The sequence below is a fragment of the Gemmiger formicilis genome (assembly GCF_900167555.1).
In the GTDB taxonomy this organism is placed as follows: domain Bacteria; phylum Bacillota; class Clostridia; order Oscillospirales; family Ruminococcaceae; genus Gemmiger; species Gemmiger formicilis.
On the sequence record NZ_FUYF01000003.1, the window covers coordinates 58,228 to 76,460 of the forward strand.

General features: G+C 59.6%; 13 protein-coding genes. 12 read left to right on the forward strand and 1 reads right to left on the reverse strand.

Annotation, left to right across the window (positions count from 1 at the left end):
* The first annotated feature begins 3 nt into the window (after positions 1 to 3).
* The 4 genes from B5D32_RS03405 (at position 4) to B5D32_RS03420 (ending at position 4,441) form a co-directional block, all read left to right on the forward strand.
* Positions 4 to 765, forward strand: coding sequence for an esterase family protein (locus tag B5D32_RS03405; RefSeq protein WP_078783686.1), 762 nt, complete (start codon positions 4 to 6; stop codon positions 763 to 765).
* A 25-nt stretch (positions 766 to 790) separates the two neighbouring features.
* Positions 791 to 2,299, forward strand: coding sequence for a DUF6056 family protein (locus B5D32_RS03410; protein WP_078783687.1), 1,509 nt, complete (start codon positions 791 to 793; stop codon positions 2,297 to 2,299).
* A 102-nt stretch (positions 2,300 to 2,401) separates the two neighbouring features.
* Positions 2,402 to 3,532 carry a cysteine desulfurase family protein gene (locus tag B5D32_RS03415; RefSeq protein WP_078783688.1) on the forward strand — a complete coding sequence of 377 codons (1,131 nt, stop codon included), beginning with the start codon at positions 2,402 to 2,404 and terminating at the stop codon, positions 3,530 to 3,532.
* A 3-nt stretch (positions 3,533 to 3,535) separates the two neighbouring features.
* The gene (locus B5D32_RS03420; RefSeq protein ID WP_078783689.1) at positions 3,536 to 4,441 is read left to right on the forward strand and encodes a tRNA 2-thiocytidine biosynthesis TtcA family protein; all 906 of its coding nucleotides are present in this window, start codon (positions 3,536 to 3,538) and stop codon (positions 4,439 to 4,441) included.
* Positions 4,442 to 4,557: 116 nt separating this feature from the next.
* On the opposite strand, the gene B5D32_RS03425 is transcribed toward B5D32_RS03420, so the two are convergent.
* The gene (locus B5D32_RS03425; protein ID WP_078783690.1) at positions 4,558 to 5,418 is read right to left on the reverse strand and encodes an AraC family transcriptional regulator; all 861 of its coding nucleotides are present in this window, start codon (positions 5,416 to 5,418) and stop codon (positions 4,558 to 4,560) included.
* Between the two features lie 164 nt (positions 5,419 to 5,582).
* On the opposite strand from B5D32_RS03425, the gene gmd reads away from it, so the two are divergent.
* From gmd to B5D32_RS03465, 8 genes are all read left to right on the forward strand, one after another.
* On the forward strand, positions 5,583 to 6,671 hold the full coding sequence (gene gmd, locus B5D32_RS03430; protein ID WP_078783691.1) for a GDP-mannose 4,6-dehydratase: 1,089 nt from the start codon (positions 5,583 to 5,585) through the stop codon (positions 6,669 to 6,671).
* A 25-nt stretch (positions 6,672 to 6,696) separates the two neighbouring features.
* Positions 6,697 to 7,641, forward strand: a complete 945-nt coding sequence (locus tag B5D32_RS03435) for a GDP-L-fucose synthase family protein (protein ID WP_078783692.1) — start codon at positions 6,697 to 6,699, stop codon at positions 7,639 to 7,641.
* An 11-nt stretch (positions 7,642 to 7,652) separates the two neighbouring features.
* The gene (locus B5D32_RS03440) at positions 7,653 to 8,969 is read left to right on the forward strand and encodes a sugar phosphate nucleotidyltransferase (RefSeq protein ID WP_078783693.1); all 1,317 of its coding nucleotides are present in this window, start codon (positions 7,653 to 7,655) and stop codon (positions 8,967 to 8,969) included.
* 343 nt (positions 8,970 to 9,312) lie between these two features.
* Entirely contained in the window at positions 9,313 to 10,335 is a 1,023-nt protein-coding gene (pheS, locus tag B5D32_RS03445) for a phenylalanine--tRNA ligase subunit alpha (protein ID WP_078783694.1), read from the forward strand.
* Positions 10,336 to 10,354: 19 nt separating this feature from the next.
* Positions 10,355 to 12,778, forward strand: a complete 2,424-nt coding sequence (pheT, locus tag B5D32_RS03450; RefSeq protein ID WP_078783695.1) for a phenylalanine--tRNA ligase subunit beta — start codon at positions 10,355 to 10,357, stop codon at positions 12,776 to 12,778.
* Between the two features lie 152 nt (positions 12,779 to 12,930).
* Complete coding sequence (locus B5D32_RS03455; RefSeq protein WP_078783696.1) at positions 12,931 to 13,866, forward strand: class B sortase; 936 nt, start codon at positions 12,931 to 12,933, stop codon at positions 13,864 to 13,866.
* A gap of 358 nt (positions 13,867 to 14,224) precedes the next feature.
* Positions 14,225 to 16,066 carry a glutamine--fructose-6-phosphate transaminase (isomerizing) gene (glmS, locus tag B5D32_RS03460; RefSeq protein WP_078783697.1) on the forward strand — a complete coding sequence of 614 codons (1,842 nt, stop codon included), beginning with the start codon at positions 14,225 to 14,227 and terminating at the stop codon, positions 16,064 to 16,066.
* 179 nt (positions 16,067 to 16,245) lie between these two features.
* Positions 16,246 to 18,231 (forward strand): polysaccharide biosynthesis protein, encoded by a 1,986-nt coding sequence (locus tag B5D32_RS03465; protein ID WP_078783698.1) that lies wholly within the window; start codon positions 16,246 to 16,248, stop codon positions 18,229 to 18,231.
* The last annotated feature ends 2 nt before the right edge of the window (positions 18,232 to 18,233 follow it).

The following is an 18,233-nucleotide window of genomic DNA, read 5'->3' on the forward strand; positions in this document are numbered from 1 at the left end:
GCCATGCAGATCCGCTATTACAAGGAGTACAGCCGGTTTCTGAACCGTTTTATGGAGTTTAAGGTCTACGGCCATGCCGGACGTCCCATCGTCATTTTCCCGTGCCAGAGTGGCCGCTTCTTCGACTGGGAGGACCGTAATATGTGCAACGCGGCGGCCCCCTGGATCGACAGCGGCAAGCTGCAGATCTTCACCGTCGACAGCATCGACCCCGAGAGCTGGGACAATAACGGCCCCGAACGCCCGCGCATCGAGATGCAGGAGCGCTGGTACAACTATATCTGTGAGGAGTTTGTCCCCCGTCTGCTGGAGATCAACCGCGAGCAGGGCGAGGACCACACAGGCTGCATTCTGACCGGCGGTGCCAGCATGGGCGGCGGCCACGCCGTCAACTTCTACCTGCGCCGCCCCGACATCTTCAACGGCACGATTGCCCTGAGCGGCCTGTACTCCTCCGGCATGTTCTTCGGCAGCTACATGGACGACCTTGTCTACCGCAATTCTCCCTGCGATTATATGCGCAACTTCCCGACGACTCACCCCTACATGAAGCTGTTTGAGAAGGCCGACAAGTTCATTATGTGCTGCGGTCAGGGCGCGTGGGAAGCTGACCTGCTGGCCTCCACGAAGGAGCTGCAGGCCATTCTCGAGAGCAAGGGCATCCATCCCATCGTGGACATCTGGGGCCAGGACGTCTCCCACGACTGGTACTGGTGGGAGAAGCAGTGGGTCTACTTCCTGCAGATGACCCTGGGCGACGCATAACGAATACAGTAAGGAACACGATTCTATGGATTTTTGGCACGATGCAGCGGCGCAAAAGCGCTGGCTGCGCCGCTTTGCGCTGCTGACGGGCGTGCTGCTGCTGCCCGTGCTGGTGCTGGCGGTCTTTGCGCGCCCCTCGGCAGATGATTTCATCTACGCCGCCCGCACCCATGCCGTGGTGCAGCAGTACGGTCTTGACCTGCCGCGTCTGCTGCGGGCCGCGTGGGACACCAACGCCTACTACTATGAGAACTGGCAGGGACTCTACGTTTCCGGCTTTACGCTGGCGTTTCAGCCCGCCATCTTCGGCAACAGATATTATGGTGCCACGCTGGTCTGCGTGCTGCTGCCGCTGTTTTTCTGCCTGTATGGGCTGGCACGGTGCGTGGTGCTGCGTCTGGACGCGGCGCAAAGGCGTCTGCCCTGGGCACTGGCGCTGCTGCTGACCTTCGCCTTTATCGAGGGCATGCCCGCCCCCGTGGAGGGATTGTACTGGTTCAACGGTGCCATGAACTACCTGCCGTACTTTTCGCTGGCCATGCTGAACGCCGGGCTGGCGTTTGCGCTCTGCTTTGCCGATAAGCTGCCGACCCGCCGCAAATTTTTCTATGCGGCAGCGGGCTGTGTGTGCAGTCTTGTCATCGGCGGCGGGCATCAGGTGGCCGGGCTGCTGAACGTGCTGGTCCTGCTGTTGGCCGCGGCGCTCTGCGCTGTGCGCCGCCGTAATTTCTGGCAGGTCCCCGCGCTGGCCGCGGCCATGGCGGGGCTGCTTTTGAATGTGTTGGCCCCCGGCACGCAGGTGCGTACTGCAGGCTTTGCCGGTGCGGGCTTTGCGGAGGCTGTCGTCAAGAGCTTTATCCTCGCCGCCATGGAGTGGATCCGCTGGCTGGATGTGCCGCTGCTCTGTCTGCTGGCACTGCTTGTACTGCCGCTTTTGCATCTGACCCGCAGCGCCGTGCTTTCGGACCGGGTGTTCCGCCATCCGTGGCTCGGCGCGGCGGTCACCTTCGTGCTGATGTGGGCCATGATCTTTCTGCCGTCCTACACAATGGGCGGCATCGGTGCCGGGCGGCTTTTGAACGTTGTCTGGATGACCTTTGTGCTGGGTCTGGCTGCCACCGAGTTTTTACTGCTCGGCTGGCTCGAGCGCGTGCGCGGCGTTTCTCTGCATGGTGCAGAGCAGTTCTGCCGCCGCCAAGCCCGCCGTCTGCCGCTGTTTGCCGCCGCTATGCTCCTCTGCATGGCCTGCATCGGCAGCCACACCGTAAAGGAGGGCCAGGACAACTACTTCGCCACCAGTCTCGAGGCCGCCTATGAGTTGGCCAATGGCAGCGCCAGGCGCTACGCCGACGCCCTCGACGCGCGGGAGGCACTGCTGAACGACGCCGCCCAGCCGGATGTTTCCATCCGCCCGCTGAACGATGACGAACGCCCGTGGCTGCTGTTCTATACCGATGTCGCGCCCGGCCCCGATATGTGGGGGCTAACGCCGTACTTTGGCAAGCAGTCTGTCACAATTTCGGATTTTGAATGACACAAACCCCTGCCGTGCCGCAGGGGTTTTGCATGAATGCAATTCCTATTGAGCAGGTAGGAAACCGCACCTGCCATACTGATTCTATAAAGAGGCTTCCGCATGATCTATCTTGACTATACCGCCAACACCCCGGCAGACCCCGAGGTTCTGGACGCATACCTTGCGGCGGAGCGCCGTTATATCGCCAACCCCAACTCTACCCACATTGCCGGGCAGGAGGCCCGCGCCGAGATGGAGCGGGTGACCCAATCCATTGCGCAGCGCCTTGGCGTGCAGCCCGCCGAGATCATCTACACCTCGGGCGCGAGCGAGGCGAACAACCTTGCCCTCAAGGGTATTGCCCATGCGTCGCGGCACATCGGCAAGCACATCATCTCCACCCAGCTGGAGCACTCCTCGGTGGGCGCGTCGCTGTCGGCTTTGCAGCAGCAGGGGTACGAGATCGACCTGCTGGACATTGGCCGCGACGGCAGGGTAGACCTGGACCAGCTGCGGGAGCTGATGCGCGACGATACGATCCTGGTCGCCGTCTGCGCTGTGGACAGTGAGCTTGGCACGATCCAGCCCATCCGGGAGATTGCCGGAATCGTCAAGCCGTACCCCGGCTGTCGCCTGCACGTGGACGCCACCCAAGCCGTCGGCAAGACCGACCTCTGGCTTGACGGCGTCGATACGATGAGCTTCACCGCCCACAAGTTCTACGGCCCCAACGGCATCGGCGCGCTGTACAAGCGCCGCGGCCTCGTCATTGAGCCGCAGATTTCCGGCGGTGCCAGCACCACGATCTACCGCAGTGGCACGCCGACGCTGGGTCTTGCCGTCAGCCTGGATGCCGCACTGACCAAAGCACTGGCCGGGCAGGACGCCCGCAACGCCCGTGTGCAAAGGCTGCATGACCGCCTGCTGGCGGGCTTGCAGCAATACAGCCTTGTGCGCGTCAACAGCCCCGCGCATGCTGTGCCGCATATCGTCAATGTCAGCGTGACCGGCGTCAAGGGCACGCGGTTTCAGCAGGCGCTGAGCGAACAGGGCGTCTGCGTGTCGGTCAAATCGGCCTGCTCGTCGGATGGTCTGCCGTCCAAGGCCGTGTTCGCCGTCAGCCGGGATCGCCGCAACGCGCTGTCCAGCTGGCGCATCAGCATCAGCCACCTGACCACCGACGCAGAGATCGACGGCTTCCTGCAAGCCTTTGACACCTGCTACAAAACCCTGACGAATAAGGAGAATTGACCCTTGGAACGCCAATTAGAGACCTATCAAAAAATCGAGCGCAGCATTATCAAAAAATTCCGCAAGCAGCTTTGGACGCCCTTCATCGTGGCCGTCAAGCGGTACGAGCTGATCCAGGCCGGGGACAAGATCGCCGTCTGCATCTCCGGCGGCAAGGATTCGATGCTTATGGCCAAGCTCCTGCAGGAATTGCAGCGCCACAGCGAGGTTCCGTTTGAGCTCGTCTACCTCGTCATGGACCCCGGCTATAATGAAATCAACCGCCAGAAGATCGAGAGCAACGCCGCGCTGCTGCACATTCCCATCACAGTATTTGAGACGAACATCTTTGATGTTGCCAACAACAGTGATAAGTCGCCCTGCTACCTCTGCGCCCGCATGCGCCGCGGCCACCTGTACAAGAAAGCGCAGGAGCTTGGCTGCAACAAAATCGCGCTGGGACATCATTTTAATGATGTCATCGAGACGACAGTCATGAGCATGTTCTACGGCTCCCAGCTGCAGGCCATGCCGCCGAAGCTGCACAGCACGAACTTTCCGGGCATGACGCTGATCCGCCCGATGTACTGCATCCGCGAGGATGACATCATCGCGTGGCGCCGCTACAATGAGCTGGAATTTATCCAGTGCGCCTGCCGTTTTACCGAGGCCTGCACGATCTGCGACAATGGCGGAGGCGGCTCCAAGCGGCAGGAGGTCAAGGTCCTGCTGCGCCGCCTGATGCGCGACAACCCGAACATCGAAAACAGCATCTTCCGCAGCATCCACGCTGTATCGCTCGACACAATGCCCGGCTACAAGTCCGAGGGTGTGGAGCATTCGTTCCTGGAGCGGTTTGACAGGGTCGAGGAAGAACTGAAAACAAAAAAGGCTTCCCCCGAGGGGGAAGCTGTCCGCGAAGCGGACTGATGAGGGCGGAGCTGCTGTGGCAGCCCGTTTACCGGGCAGCTTCGGTAGCTTGCCCCTCATCCGGCCTCGCTGCGCTCGTCCACCTTCCCCCACAGGGGAAGGCTTTTTTATTATCCTCACCACTGCCGCCGGTATTCCCCCGGCGTCGTGCCCTCTACTTTTTTAAATAAGCGGGAAAAATAATTTGCGTCGTTCAGCCCGCATTCCTGCGCAACGTTCTCCACGCTTTTGTCCGTGAACCGCAGCAGCCGCTTGGCCTGCGTAATGCGCAGCTGCGTCAGGTAGCTCGTCACCGAAAGCCCGAACTGCTCCTTGAACACCCGCGTCAGGTAAAACTTGTTGATGTAAAACCGCTCGGCCAGCGCGTCCAGCGTGATCTTCTCGGCAAAATGCAGGTCAAGATAGTCCTTGATTTCCTGCACATTCTGTCGCTTCGTGCCCGCAGTGCGCACAATTTCGGGGTGCCAGCTCTCCTGCATCAGAAGGGTCAGCAGGGCAAACAGCCCCTCGCAGATCTGCATATCCCGCACGTAATTGTCAGAGGCCGCCAGCGTGTACAGTGCTTCGAGACGGCGGGTGTAGGGTGCGGTATTTTCCGGGTGAAAGCTCGGCTGGCCGCCGCGCTCACGATATTTTTTGTAGATGGCTGCCATATTCGGGCCGTAAAAGTGCGCCCACCGCAGCTGCCACAGGTCGTCGCCCGTATAATGGCGATAGGGGCGGCGGCAGTCGAGAAACACACAGTCCCCGGCGCATAGCACGCGGGTCTCGCCCTCATATTCCAGCGTGCCGCTGCCGCTTTCAACCACAAAAAACAGGTAGGAGGCCAGCCCCTGCCGGGTGCTGGCATGGGGGCTGCGTGCCTGCAGCTGCCCGACCTCCTGCAGATGCACAAGGTTCGATTTTGCAAACGCCGACGGCGTGTAGATCATGCGCCGGGCATGCACAAGCTCACCGTCAAACAGCGGGGTATCCATCCGCGTCACCTCCCGGAAACCAGTATACCAAAAAAGTCAATATAATGCTAGTCTTTTGCAAGATTCCCACTGCCCAAGCACAAAATAATGCGGTACAATAACAAACAAGATACGAAAATCCGCGCAGTACGCTGCGCAAGATACAGATGAAAGGGTAGTAACCTATGAAAAAAGCACTCATCACCGGCATCACCGGCCAGGACGGCAGCTATCTGGCTGAGTTCCTGCTGGAAAAGGGCTACGACGTCCACGGCGTCATCCGCCGTTCCTCCGTCGATTACCGCGAGCGCATCGCCCATCTGGAGGGTCACCCGCACTTCCACCTGCACTACGGCGATCTGAGCGACTCCATGAGCATCCTCTCCGTCGTCAGCACCGTACGGCCCGACGAGATCTACAACCTCGCCGCCCAGAGCCATGTGCAGGTCAGCTTTGATGTGCCGGAGTTCACCGCCGACGTCGATGCCACCGGCGTGCTGCGCGTGCTGGAGGCTGTGCGCCTGTCCGGCCTCAAGGACACCTGCCGCATCTATCAGGCATCTACATCCGAGCTGTACGGCAAGGTCGAGGAGGTTCCCCAGAACGAGAACACACCGTTCCACCCCTACAGCCCCTACGCCGTCGCCAAGCAGTACGGCTTCTGGATCGTGAAGGAGTACCGCGAGGCGTACAACATGTTCTGCTGCTCGGGCATCCTGTTCAACCACGAGTCCGAGCGCCGCGGCGAGACCTTCGTCACCCGCAAGATCACGCTGGCTGCCGCCCGCATTGCGCAGGGCAAGCAGGATAAGCTGTATCTGGGCAACCTGTCCAGCCTGCGCGACTGGGGCTATGCCAGGGACTACGTCGAGTGCATGTGGCTGATTTTGCAGAACGACAAGCCCGAGGACTTCGTCATCGCCACCGGTGAGCAGCACTCCGTCCGCGAGTTCTGCCAGCTGGCCTTCCACGATGTGGGCATCGAGCTGGAATTTGTCGGCGAGGGCATGAACGAGAAGGGCATCGACAAGGCCACGGGCAAGACGGTCATCGAGGTCAGCCCCGACTTCTACCGTCCGACGGACGTCGTCAACCTCTGGGGCGACCCGTCCAAAGCAAAGCGCGAGCTGGGCTGGAACCCGACCAAGACCACGTTTGAGCAGCTCGTCAAGATCATGGTCGACCACGACATGAAGAAGGTTGCCGTCGAGCGCGCTGAGGAGCACATCAAGACGAACCTGGCTGAGTATCTTGAAAAGGGCGTTATCAAATAATTTATTCAAAAGAGGGTAACTTATTATGATGGACAAAAATGCAAAAATCTACGTTGCCGGGCACCGCGGCATGGTGGGCAGCGCCATCGTGCGTGAGCTGCAGCGCCAGGGCTACAACAATATCATCACCCGCACCCACAAGGAGCTTGACCTCTGCCGTCAGGAAAATGTCGAAAAGTTCTTTGCCGAGGAAAAGCCCGAGTACGTATTCCTTGCCGCTGCCAAGGTCGGCGGCATCGTCGCCAATCAGGAGGCGCTGGCCGATTTCATGTGGTTCAACATGACGCTCGAGATGAACGTCATCCACTCTGCCTGGCAGAACGGCTGCAAGAAGCTGGAGTTCCTCGGCTCGTCCTGTATCTATCCGCGCATGGCTCCGCAGCCGATGAAGGAAAGCTGCCTGCTGACTTCCGAACTGGAAAAGACGAACGAGGCTTACGCCCTCGCCAAAATCAGCGGCCTCAAATACTGCGAGTTCCTGAACCGCCAGTACGGCACGGACTATATCTCGGTCATGCCCACGAACCTGTACGGCCCCAACGATAACTACCACCCGACCCACAGCCATGTGGTTCCCGCACTGATCCGCCGTTTCCATGAGGCAAAGGTCAACGGCGTCGAGAGCGTCACCTGCTGGGGCGACGGCAGCCCGCTGCGCGAGTTTTTGTATGTGGATGATCTCGCGAACCTCTGCGTGTTCCTGATGAACCACTACTCCGGCAACGAGACGGTCAACGCGGGTACCGGCAAGGAGCTGACCATCAAAGAATTGACCGAGCTCGTTGCCAAGGTCGTCGGCTACACCGGCAAGATCGAGTGGGACGCCTCCAAACCCAACGGCACGCCCCGCAAGCTGCTGGACGTCTCCAAGGCGACGAACCTCGGCTGGACCTACAAGACCGAGCTGGAGGACGGCCTGCGCCTGTCCTATGAGGACTTTCTGAACAACCCGATGCGCGCCGAGCGCTGAAAGGAAACGCTATGAATATCATCCTGCTGTCCGGCGGCTCCGGCAAGCGCCTGTGGCCGCTGTCGAACGACATTCGTTCCAAGCAGTTCATCAAAATCTTCAAGACCGCCGACGGGTACGAGTCGATGGTCCAGCGCGTCTACCGCCAGATCAAGGAGGTCGACGCCGACGCCAGCGTGACGATTGCCACCAGCAAGACACAGGTATCGTCCATTCACAACCAGCTGGGCAATTCGGTGGGCGTCTGCGTCGAGCCGTGCCGCCGTGATACCTTCCCGGCCATCGCACTGGCGACAGCCTACCTGCACGACGTCAAGGGCGTCGGCCTTGATGAGGCTGTCGTCGTCTGCCCGGTAGACCCCTATGTAAACAATGACTATTTCGCCGCGCTGAAAACGCTGTCCGAGCTGGCCGGGCAGGGGAACGCGAACCTCTCCCTGATGGGCATTGAGCCGACCTACCCGAGCGAAAAGTACGGCTACATTATCCCGCAGAGTGCCGACGCCGTCAGCCCGGTCAAAACGTTTAAAGAGAAGCCCGACGCCGCCACCGCCGAAAAGTACATTGCCCAGGGTGCGCTCTGGAACGGCGGTGTGTTTGCCTACAAACTGCGCTACGTTCTGGACAAGGCCCACGAACTGATCGATTTCACCGATTACAAGGACCTGTTCGATAAGTACGAGACGCTGAAAAAAATCAGCTTCGACTACGCCGTTGTCGAGAATGAGTCCCAAATTCAGGTAATGCGCTTTGCGGGCCAGTGGAAGGATATGGGCACCTGGAACACCCTGACCGAGGCCATGGAGGAGCCGAGCATCGGCAAGGCCATGCTGAACGACACCTGCCAGAACGTCCATGTACTGAACGAGCTGGACGTGCCCGTGCTCTGCATGGGGCTGAAGGATGTCGTCGTCTCGGCCAGCCCGGAGGGCATTTTGGTCTCTGACAAGGAGCAGTCCAGCTACATCAAGCCGTATGTGGACAGCATCCATCAGCAGATCATGTTTGCAGAAAAGTCCTGGGGTTCCTTCCGCGTGCTCGACGTCGAGGACGCGAGCATGACCATCAAGATCACGCTCACCCCCGGCCACGGCATGAACTACCACAGCCATGAGAACCGCGACGAGGTCTGGACCGTCATCTCCGGTACCGGCCATGCGATTTTGGACGGCGTGCGCCGCGACGTGAAGCCAGGGGATATCCTGACGATGCCCGCCGGCTGCCGCCACACAGTCTTTGCCGACAGCGAGCTAAAAGTCATCGAGGTTCAGCTCGGTCCGGCCATCAGCGTGGAGGATAAGCAGAAGTATCCGCTGCCGCAGGCTTGACAGCCGGCGCAAACCGCGCTATACTAAATAAGTATTCGCAAAAACACAGCGACGGAGAAAGTACGCACAAGCTGCTTTAGGCAAGAGAGGGCGGTCACCGGCTGCAAGCCGCCTGTAAAGCGCTTATGCGGAAGTTCGCTCCCGAGTGGTGCGTGGGAAAGGCCAAGGCCGAGTAGTGCGCAACGGCTCTGCACCGTTACCGGCAGCAAAGAGTGCCGCGCTTTACAGTGCGGAACACGGGTGGTACCGCGGAGAATTGTATTTTGCAAGGCTTCGTCCCTGATTCAACACAGGGACGGAGTCTTTTTGTTTGCTCCGGCCCTACTTCAAGCAGAGGTGTACTATGGAAGAAAAAATCAAGGAACTGCGCGCCGCCATTGAGCAGGCCAGCGCAGACGTCACCGACAAAGCCCGGCTTTCTGACTTCTGGCAGAAATACCTGAGCAAGAACGGCGAGGTCGCGGGCCTGACCAAGAGTCTGCGCGATGTCCCCAAGGAGGACCGTCCTGCCGTCGGCAAGACCATCAATGAGTTCAAGCAGTGGGCCGAGGCACAGTATCAGGCCCTGTCCGAGCAGGTCGAAAAGGCCGCGCTCGAGGCCCGCAACGCCGCCGAGACCGTCGACATCACGATGCCCGCCAAGATTCGCCAAACCGGCAGCCTGCACCCGATTACCCTCGTCAAGAATGAGATCATCGACGTGTTCGCCGGTATGGGCTTTGAGATTTACGAGGGCCCCGAGATCGAGGACGACGACCACAACTTTACCCGCCTGAATGTGCCGAAGAACCATCCCGCCCGCGACATGCAGGATACGTTCTACGTCGCAGACGACATTGTGCTGCGCACCCAGACCAGCGGCGGCCAGATCCGCGTCATGGACATGGAAAAGCCCCCCATCAAGGTGCTGGCCCCGGGCCGCGTGTTCCGTTCCGACTCCGACGCGACCCACTCTCCGATGTTCCACCAGATGGAAGGCCTCGTCGTTGACAAGGGCATCACGCTCTGCGACCTGCAGGGAATGCTCGACAAATTCGTCCAGGCGCTGTTCGGTGCAGACGTCAAGACCCGCCTGCGTCCGTCCTACTTCCCGTTCACCGAGCCGAGCGTCGAGGTCGACGTTTCCTGCTTCGAGTGCGGCGGCAAGGGCTGCCCGCTGTGCAAGCACACCGGCTGGATCGAGGTTCTCGGCGCCGGTGTCGTCCACCACAGCGTACTGGAAAACTGCGGCATTGACCCCAACGTCTACTCCGGCTTCGCATTCGGTATCGGCATTGAGCGTATCGCCATGCTGAAGTACGGCATCAACAACATCGGTCTGATGTTTGAAAACGATCTGCGCTTCTTGAAGCAGTTCGAGGATTGACAGGGGAGGAGTACAGAGTATGAAAGTACCATTCAGCTGGTTGAAGCAATATGTTGACATCGACGTCACCGCGCAGGAGCTTGAGGACAAGCTCTTTGGCTGCGGCTTTGAGGTCGAGGAACTGATCGACCTCGGCGGCGAGATCTCCAAGGTCGTTGTCGGTGTTGTGACCGAGTGCGTCCCGCAGGAGGGCACCCATCTGCACATCTGCAAGGTTGACTGCGGCGAGTACGGCCACGACATCCAGATTTCCACCGGCGCACCCAACGTCTACGCCGGTATGCACACCGCCGCCGCACTCGACGGCTCCACACTGCCCGGCGGCGTAAAAATCAAGGCAAAGCCCCTGATGGGCGTCGAGTCCAACGGTATGCTGTGCAGCGGTGAGGAGCTGGGTCTGAACGAGGATCTGTACCCCGGCGCCGAGGTCTACGGCCTGCTCGATTTGCCGAAGGACACTGTCCCCGGCACGCCCATTCAGCAGGTCGTCGGCCTTGACGACTACATTTTTGATATTTCCATCACGGCCAACCGCGCCGACTGCCAGAGTGTGCTCGGCATTGCGCGCGAGGTTGCAGCAGCGCTGAACAAGCCTCTCAAGATGCCCGCCACCGACTACACGGTCAGCGACTATGTTGATCCGCGCCTGTCCATCAGCGTCGAGGCCGAGGATCTCTGCCCGCGCTACATTGGCCATTATGTCCGCAACATCACGCCGGGCGAGTCCCCACGCTGGATGCGCCGTCAGCTGGCCCTGTGCGGTCTGCGCAGCATCTCCAACGTCGTTGACATCACGAACTATGTCATGCTGGAGATTGGCCAGCCCATGCACGCCTTCGACATGGACACGCTGGAAAGCCGCCAGATCCTCGTCCGCCGCGCCAAAGACGGCGAGAAGATCACAACGCTGGACGAAAAAGAGTTCACCCTGACGCCCAACAACCTCGTCATCTGCGACGGCTCCAAGCCCGTTGCGCTGGCGGGTGTCATGGGCGGCCTGAACAGCGAAATTAAAGATACCACCACCCAGCTGCTGTTTGAGAGCGCCAAGTTCGCCCGCGACAACATCCGCAAGACGGCCCGCGGCCTCGGCCAGAACACCGACGCCTCCAGCCATTACGAGAAGGGTATCTCCGAGTACACCACCGAGCTTGGCATGGCTCGTGCCCTGCACCTGATTCAGGAGCTGGGCTGCGGCGAGGTCACCTCCACCCATTTTGACTGTTCTGCCGGTGCCCCGCGTGAGGGCAAGCGTTTCACGGCCAAGGTCAGCGGCATCAATGCCATCCTCGGCATCACTGTGCCCACCGATGTGATTCTGGACATCCTGAACCGCCTGCAGTTCGAGGTTAAGCTCGAAGCCGACGGCGATACGATGCAGGTCGTCGCGCCCCGCTGGCGTGAGGACATCGAGGTCGGTGAACCCGACCTGGCCGAGGAGGTCATCCGCGAGTACGGCTATGAACACATCGTTCCCACCTTCCTGAAGGCTGCCACCGTCACCACCGGTGGCCTGACCGCCGAGCAGAAAGCGCAGGCCAAGGCCAAGCGCACCATGTGTGCCCAGGGCTTCTACGAGGCCGAGACGCTGGCCTTCTACGCCGACGCTGACCTCGACATGCTGCACATTGCTGCTGACGCGCCGGAGCGCAAGGTCATCCGTATCCTGAACCCCATTTCCTCCCATCTGACCATCATGCGCCCGCTGCTGGCACCGTCCCTGCTGAATGTCGTCGTCGACAACCTGCGCAAGGGCAACGCCGAGGGCCGTCTGTTCGAGATGTCCAACATCTACATCCCGAAGCAGCTGCCCGTCACCGAACTGCCCGAGGAGCGTCTGCATCTGGGCTTTGCTGCCTGGGGCAGTGAGGAGGACTTCTTCGCAGTCAAGGGTGCTGTCGAGAGCTTCGGCGCTGCGTTCGGCGTCGAGCTGACCGTCGAGCGCGCAACGGACGTTGCCTGGCTGCACCCCGGTATTGCCGCTTATATCCTGTGCAAGGGCGAGCGCGTCGGTGTCTTTGGCAAGCTGGCTAACGATGTGACAAGCGAGCTCAAGCTGCCCAAGGACAGCCGCGCCAACCTGAACATCTATCTGGGCGAGATCGACTGGGTCGCGTTCCACGCGCTGGTCCCCGCCGCCATCCACTACCAGCCCATCCCCGAGTTTGCCCCCGTCCAGCGTGATCTGGCGCTCGTTGCCCCCGAGAGCATGGAGTGCGGCACCCTCGTCACCGAGATGCAGCGCGCCTGCAAGCAGTTGACCAAGGTCGAGCTGTTCGACATCTACCGCGGCGAAAAGCTCGGCGCGGACAAGAAGAGCATGGCGTTCAGCCTGTCCTTCCAGCCCGCTGACAAGCCGCTGACCCCCGATGAGATCGACCGTTTCGTCAAGAAAATTCTCGGCAACCTGAAGTTCAAGCTCGGCATCGAGATCCGCGAGTAACCTGTTTTTGCTGTCCGTCCTGCGCCGCACGGTGCGGGACGGATATTTTTTACAGATTTTTGTGGCTACAGATTTTTGTGTGATATTTTCCTTGCCTTTTTGCCGCGCAGGTCGTATAGTAAAGATAATATTGTGTGACAGGAGAATCCATCATGGCAAAGATTCACCGCAGCGATGCACCGCTGCCGCAGGCCCCTTCCGTTCAGGTAAAGGCATCCTATACAGTCACCGAGCTGCCGAAGGTTTCTCCGCAGGAACCTGCTGCCTTCTACGACCAGGACAACGACGAGGACTATCGCCGGCGCGAGACCGCGAAGTGCAAAAAAAAGCGCGGTAATCTGCTGTACACCCTCGTGATGATCGTTTTCGCCGCGATCTTTCTCATCAGCGGCGGCCTGCTGGTCAAGCGGTTCCTCGATGACCGCAAGACCGAGAGCGAGTTTGCCGACCTGCAATCGATGATCGATACCGCGGCGACCCCGGCCCCCGCCGGGGAGAATGTCAACCCCAACGGTGCCAGGTTTGCTGCCCTGCGCGACAAGAACAGCGACTTTATCGGCTGGATCTCCATCGACGGCACCAATCTGGATTTTCCGGTTATGTACGCACCGGACAACAAGGACTTCTATCTGTGTCATGACTTCAACAAAGCCTACAGCGTCTACGGTGTACCGTACCTGGACGAGCAAACGACGCTCGGAGCCAACGCCGAGAGCGACAACCTGATCATCTACGGCCACAATATGAAAACCGGCACGATCTTCGGCTGCCTGACCGAGTACCGCAAGGCCGACTACTATCAGGAGCACCCCTTCATTGAGTTTGACACCGTCTACGGGGACGCCAAGTATGAGGTGTTTGGTGCGTTCACCATTGATGTCGTCAACGACACCTCGTTTATCTACAACCAGTACATCGACATGGACGAGGACGCCTACAACCGCTATGTGGACCAGGTCATCTCCCGCAGCGACGTGGACAGCGGCATCCGCCCTGCCTACGGTGAGCAGCTGCTTACCCTCTCTACCTGCGAGTATTCGTCCGCCAACGGGCGCTATGTCGTCGTAGCGCGTCGGGTCAGTGACTAATTTCCGAAAGTAATTGCATCACGCACTTTAGATTCTTTTGCAAAACGCGCAAAATGTTCTCTTGCTTGCAGATTGTACTTGCTATTCTTCCGGGAATGTGCTATGCTAATAAATGCGCGATAACTTTTGATTCGTTCTTATATGGTGTAAGAAACCGGAAAGGGAGAATGCGCGCAGCGGGCAGCCGTAGCCCTTGACGGCTGCCCGCTTTGTCTTTACGCCACGTACATCTGTACAAAATCTGCGTAAAGCTATAGACATTTGTACCCAAATGGCATATACTGTAAAAGTATTTTGCTCTAATCCAATAAAATGGAAAGTATAGTTTCAACGCTGTAACAAAGGGAGGATACCTGTTATGTGTGGAATCGTAGGCTTTACCGGCGCGGCACAGGCCGCCCCCATTCTGCTGGACGGCCTGGCCAAGCTGGAATACCGCGGCTATGACTCTGCCGGTATGGCGGTGCAGAACGCCGCCGGCAAGATTGAGGTCGTCAAGGCCAAGGGCCGCCTAAAGGTCCTGAGCGAGATGACCGACGGCGGCAGCGCCGTGCCCGGCAGCTGTGGCATCGGCCATACCCGCTGGGCGACCCATGGCGAGCCGTCCGTCGTCAACGCACATCCGCATTATTCCCGTGACCAGAAGATTGCCGTCGTACACAACGGAATCATTGAAAACTATCAGGAGATCAAGGAGCGTCTGATCAACAAGGGCTTCAGCTTCGTCTCCCAGACCGACACTGAGGTCGTTGCCCAGCTGCTTGACTACTATTACATGGGCGAGTCCGCAGGCAACGCACTGGACGCCATCACCCGCATGATGCTGCATGTCCGCGGCTCCTACGCGCTGGGAGTGCTCTTTGCCGACGAGCCCGGCGTCATCTACGCAGTGCGCAAGGACAGCCCGCTCATCGTCGGCAAGTGCGAGGACGGTGCCATCATCGCCTCCGACGTTCCTGCGCTGCTCAAGTACACCCGCACGGTCTACTACATTGACAATCTCGAGATTGCCCGCCTGACCCCCGACTCCATCGAGTTCTTCAACATCGACAAGGAGCCCATCACCCGCGAGTCCACCACCATTGAGTGGGACGCCGAGGCCGCGGAGAAGGGTGGCTACGAGCACTTCATGATGAAGGAGATCTACGAGCAGCCCGCCGCTGTCCGCGATACGATCTCCCCGCGCCTCAAGGACGGCCAGATCGACCTGTCCGAGTTGGCCCTTGACGAGGAGGCCATCAGGAATGTCCATCGTCTCTACATCATCGGCTGCGGCTCCGCCTACCATGTCGGCATGGCCGCGCGCTATGTGTTTGAGAGCCTGGCACGCCTCCCCGTCGAGGTCGATGTCGCCAGCGAGTTCCGTTACCGCAATCCCGTGCTCGAAAAGGACGCACTCGCTATGGTCATCAGCCAGAGCGGTGAGACCGCCGACACGCTGGCCGCCCTGCGCCTGTGCAAGGAGCGCGGTGTGCGCACCATCGGCATTGTGAACGTCGTCGGCTCCAGCATTGCCCGTGAGGCCGACGCCACAATGTACACCTGGGCCGGCCCGGAAATCTCCGTTGCCACCACCAAAGCCTACAGCACCCAGCTGGCGGCCTGCTACCTGCTGGCTACCGAGTTTGCCCGTGTGCGCGGCACGCTGGCGGACGGCCAGTATGAGCACCTCGTCACCGAGCTGGAGGCTCTGCCCGAGAAGATCGAAAAGACCCTGGCCGACAAGGAGCGTATCCAGTGGTTTGCCAGCAAATACGCAAACGCCAAGGATGCCTTCTTCATTGGCCGCGGCCTCGACTACGCCGTCGCGCTCGAGGGCAGTTTGAAATTTAAGGAGATCAGCTACATCCACTCCGAGGCGTTCGCTGCGGGCGAGATGAAGCACGGGCCGATTTCTCTGGTCGAGAATGGAACGCTGGTCGTCGGCATCCTGACCCAGCCGGACCTGTTTGAAAAGAGCGTTTCCAACATGGTCGAGGTCAAGAGCCGCGGTGCCTTCCTGATGGGCCTGACCACTTACGGAAATTACAGCATCGAGGACACTGCGGGCTTCACGGTCTACGTGCCCAAGACCGACCCGCACTTTGCCACGAGCCTGTCTGTCATTCCGCTGCAGCTGCTGGCCTACTACGTCAGCTGCGCCAAGGGATTGGATGTCGATAAGCCGCGCAATCTGGCCAAGAGCGTGACCGTCGAGTAAATTGCTTTCGTCCGTTTTACCAAAAATTTACCACGATTTTTATACAATATTAGCCCCATTTGTCTGCCCAAAAGTAGGACAATGGGGCCTTTTTGTGTTATAATAGCCTATATGACAATTTTGCCGGGCCGTATTGCGCCCGTTTTCAGATAGAAGAACGTATAGTAAGGATGGAATCGATGCAACAGGTCTCAAAACAACTGATAAAAGGGCTTCCGCGCCGCATCGCACTGATGCTGCTGGACTGCGGGCTCATTGTACTTTGCTACTGGCTGGCCGTCATGCTGCGCTTTGACAGCGGCGACGCCTACCGCCGCGTGGAGATACTGCGCGCCATGGCCCCGATGCTCTTATACGTCCTGCCCATTTATATGATCGTGTTCTGGTTCGGCGGACTGTATGAGATCATGTGGGAATACGCCGGTATGCGCGACCTTGCACGCCTGACCTGCCTTTCCGGGCTGGCGACGGGCATCATCATGCTGTTCGATCTGATCTACCACAGCCGCCCGATCTCCGGCGCGGTGCTGATCTTCGGCGCGGTATTCAACACGGCGGCCATAGCGGGCGTGCGGTTCCTGTGGCGGCTGGTCCTGACGATGCGCAACGCCAAGGCCAACAAGCCGGAGGACAATACGCCATTGCTCATTGTCGGCGCCGGCAACGCCGGTGCGTGGGCCGTCAACCTCTGCAAGACGAAAAATCAGAGCTTCGGTAACCCGGTCTGCATCGTTGACGACGACCTGACCAAAAAGGGCCTGCGCGTGCAGGGCGTACCGGTGCGCGGCACGATCTCCGACATACCGGAGCTGGTGCGCAAATATCATATTCTCGAGATCGTCATCGCCATCACGACGGTCAAGGGTGACCGTTTGAGCGAGATCATCAACCTCTGCAACTCCACCCACTGCCGCGTGCGGATGATCAGTGACCCGCAGGCTGTTGACGAGAACGGCAATCCTGTGGCGGCGGGCTTCCGTGAGCTGAACACGGCGGACTTCCTCTCCCGCGACGAGATCCAGCTGAACAATGCCCAGATCTCCGAGTACCTGCATGACAAGATTGTTCTCGTCACGGGCGGCGGCGGCTCCATCGGCAGCGAGCTCTGCCGTCAGATCATGCGCTACCAGCCCCGCCGTCTGCTGATTTTTGATATCTACGAGAACTGCGCCTATGAGCTGGAAACCGAGCTGAAAAACAAGTACGGCCCCGAGGCTCCTGTTATCACCCTCATCGGCTCCATCCGCGATAAAGCACGTCTGGACGATGTGTTCGACACCTATCATCCGTCCGTCGTCTTTCACGCGGCGGCGCACAAGCATGTGCCGCTGATGGAGATCAGCCCCGCCGAGGCCGTCAAGAACAACGTCTTTGGCACCAAGAACCTGCTGACCTCCGCCGCCGAGCACGGCGTGGAGCGGTTCGTCCAGCTCTCTACAGACAAGGCTGTCAATCCGACGAACGTCATGGGCTGCACCAAGCGCCTGTGCGAGATGCTGATCCAGACCTTCTCCCGGGCCACGTCGATGACCTGCGTTGCGGTGCGCTTCGGCAACGTGCTGGGCAGCCACGGCAGCGTCATCCCGCTGTTTGAGGAGCAAATCAAGCGCGGCGGCCCTGTGACCATCACGCATCCCGATATTGTCCGCTACTTTATGACCATCACCGAGGCTGCGCAGCTCGTTCTGCAGGCCGGCGGTCTGGCGAAGGGCGGCAGCATCTACGTGCTGGACATGGGCGAGCCGGTCAAGATCATGGATCTGGCCAACCGCCTGATACGCTTCTACGGCTACGAGCCGGGCGTAAATATGCAGGTCAAGGTCACCGGTCTGCGCCCCGGCGAAAAGCTGTACGAGGAACTGCTCATGGACTCCGAGCAGGACAAGATGGCCAAAACCGCCCACAACAAAATCTTCATCGCGCCGCCCATGCAGATCGATCTGGAAAAATTCTACACCGACCTGCAGCGGCTCAAGGACTCTGCCCTGCACAACAGCGACGAGGTCGTCGACGTTCTGCAGGAGATGGTCCCGACCTACCACCCCAACCGCCGCGTGCGCGCTGACCACACCGTTGTGGCCGCCACCGGCAACACCGCGCTTTTCTCCCGGGAGGAGATTGCGCAGAAGCTCCGGGAGACAGAGCATCCCGCCGAGGAGGGCTGATT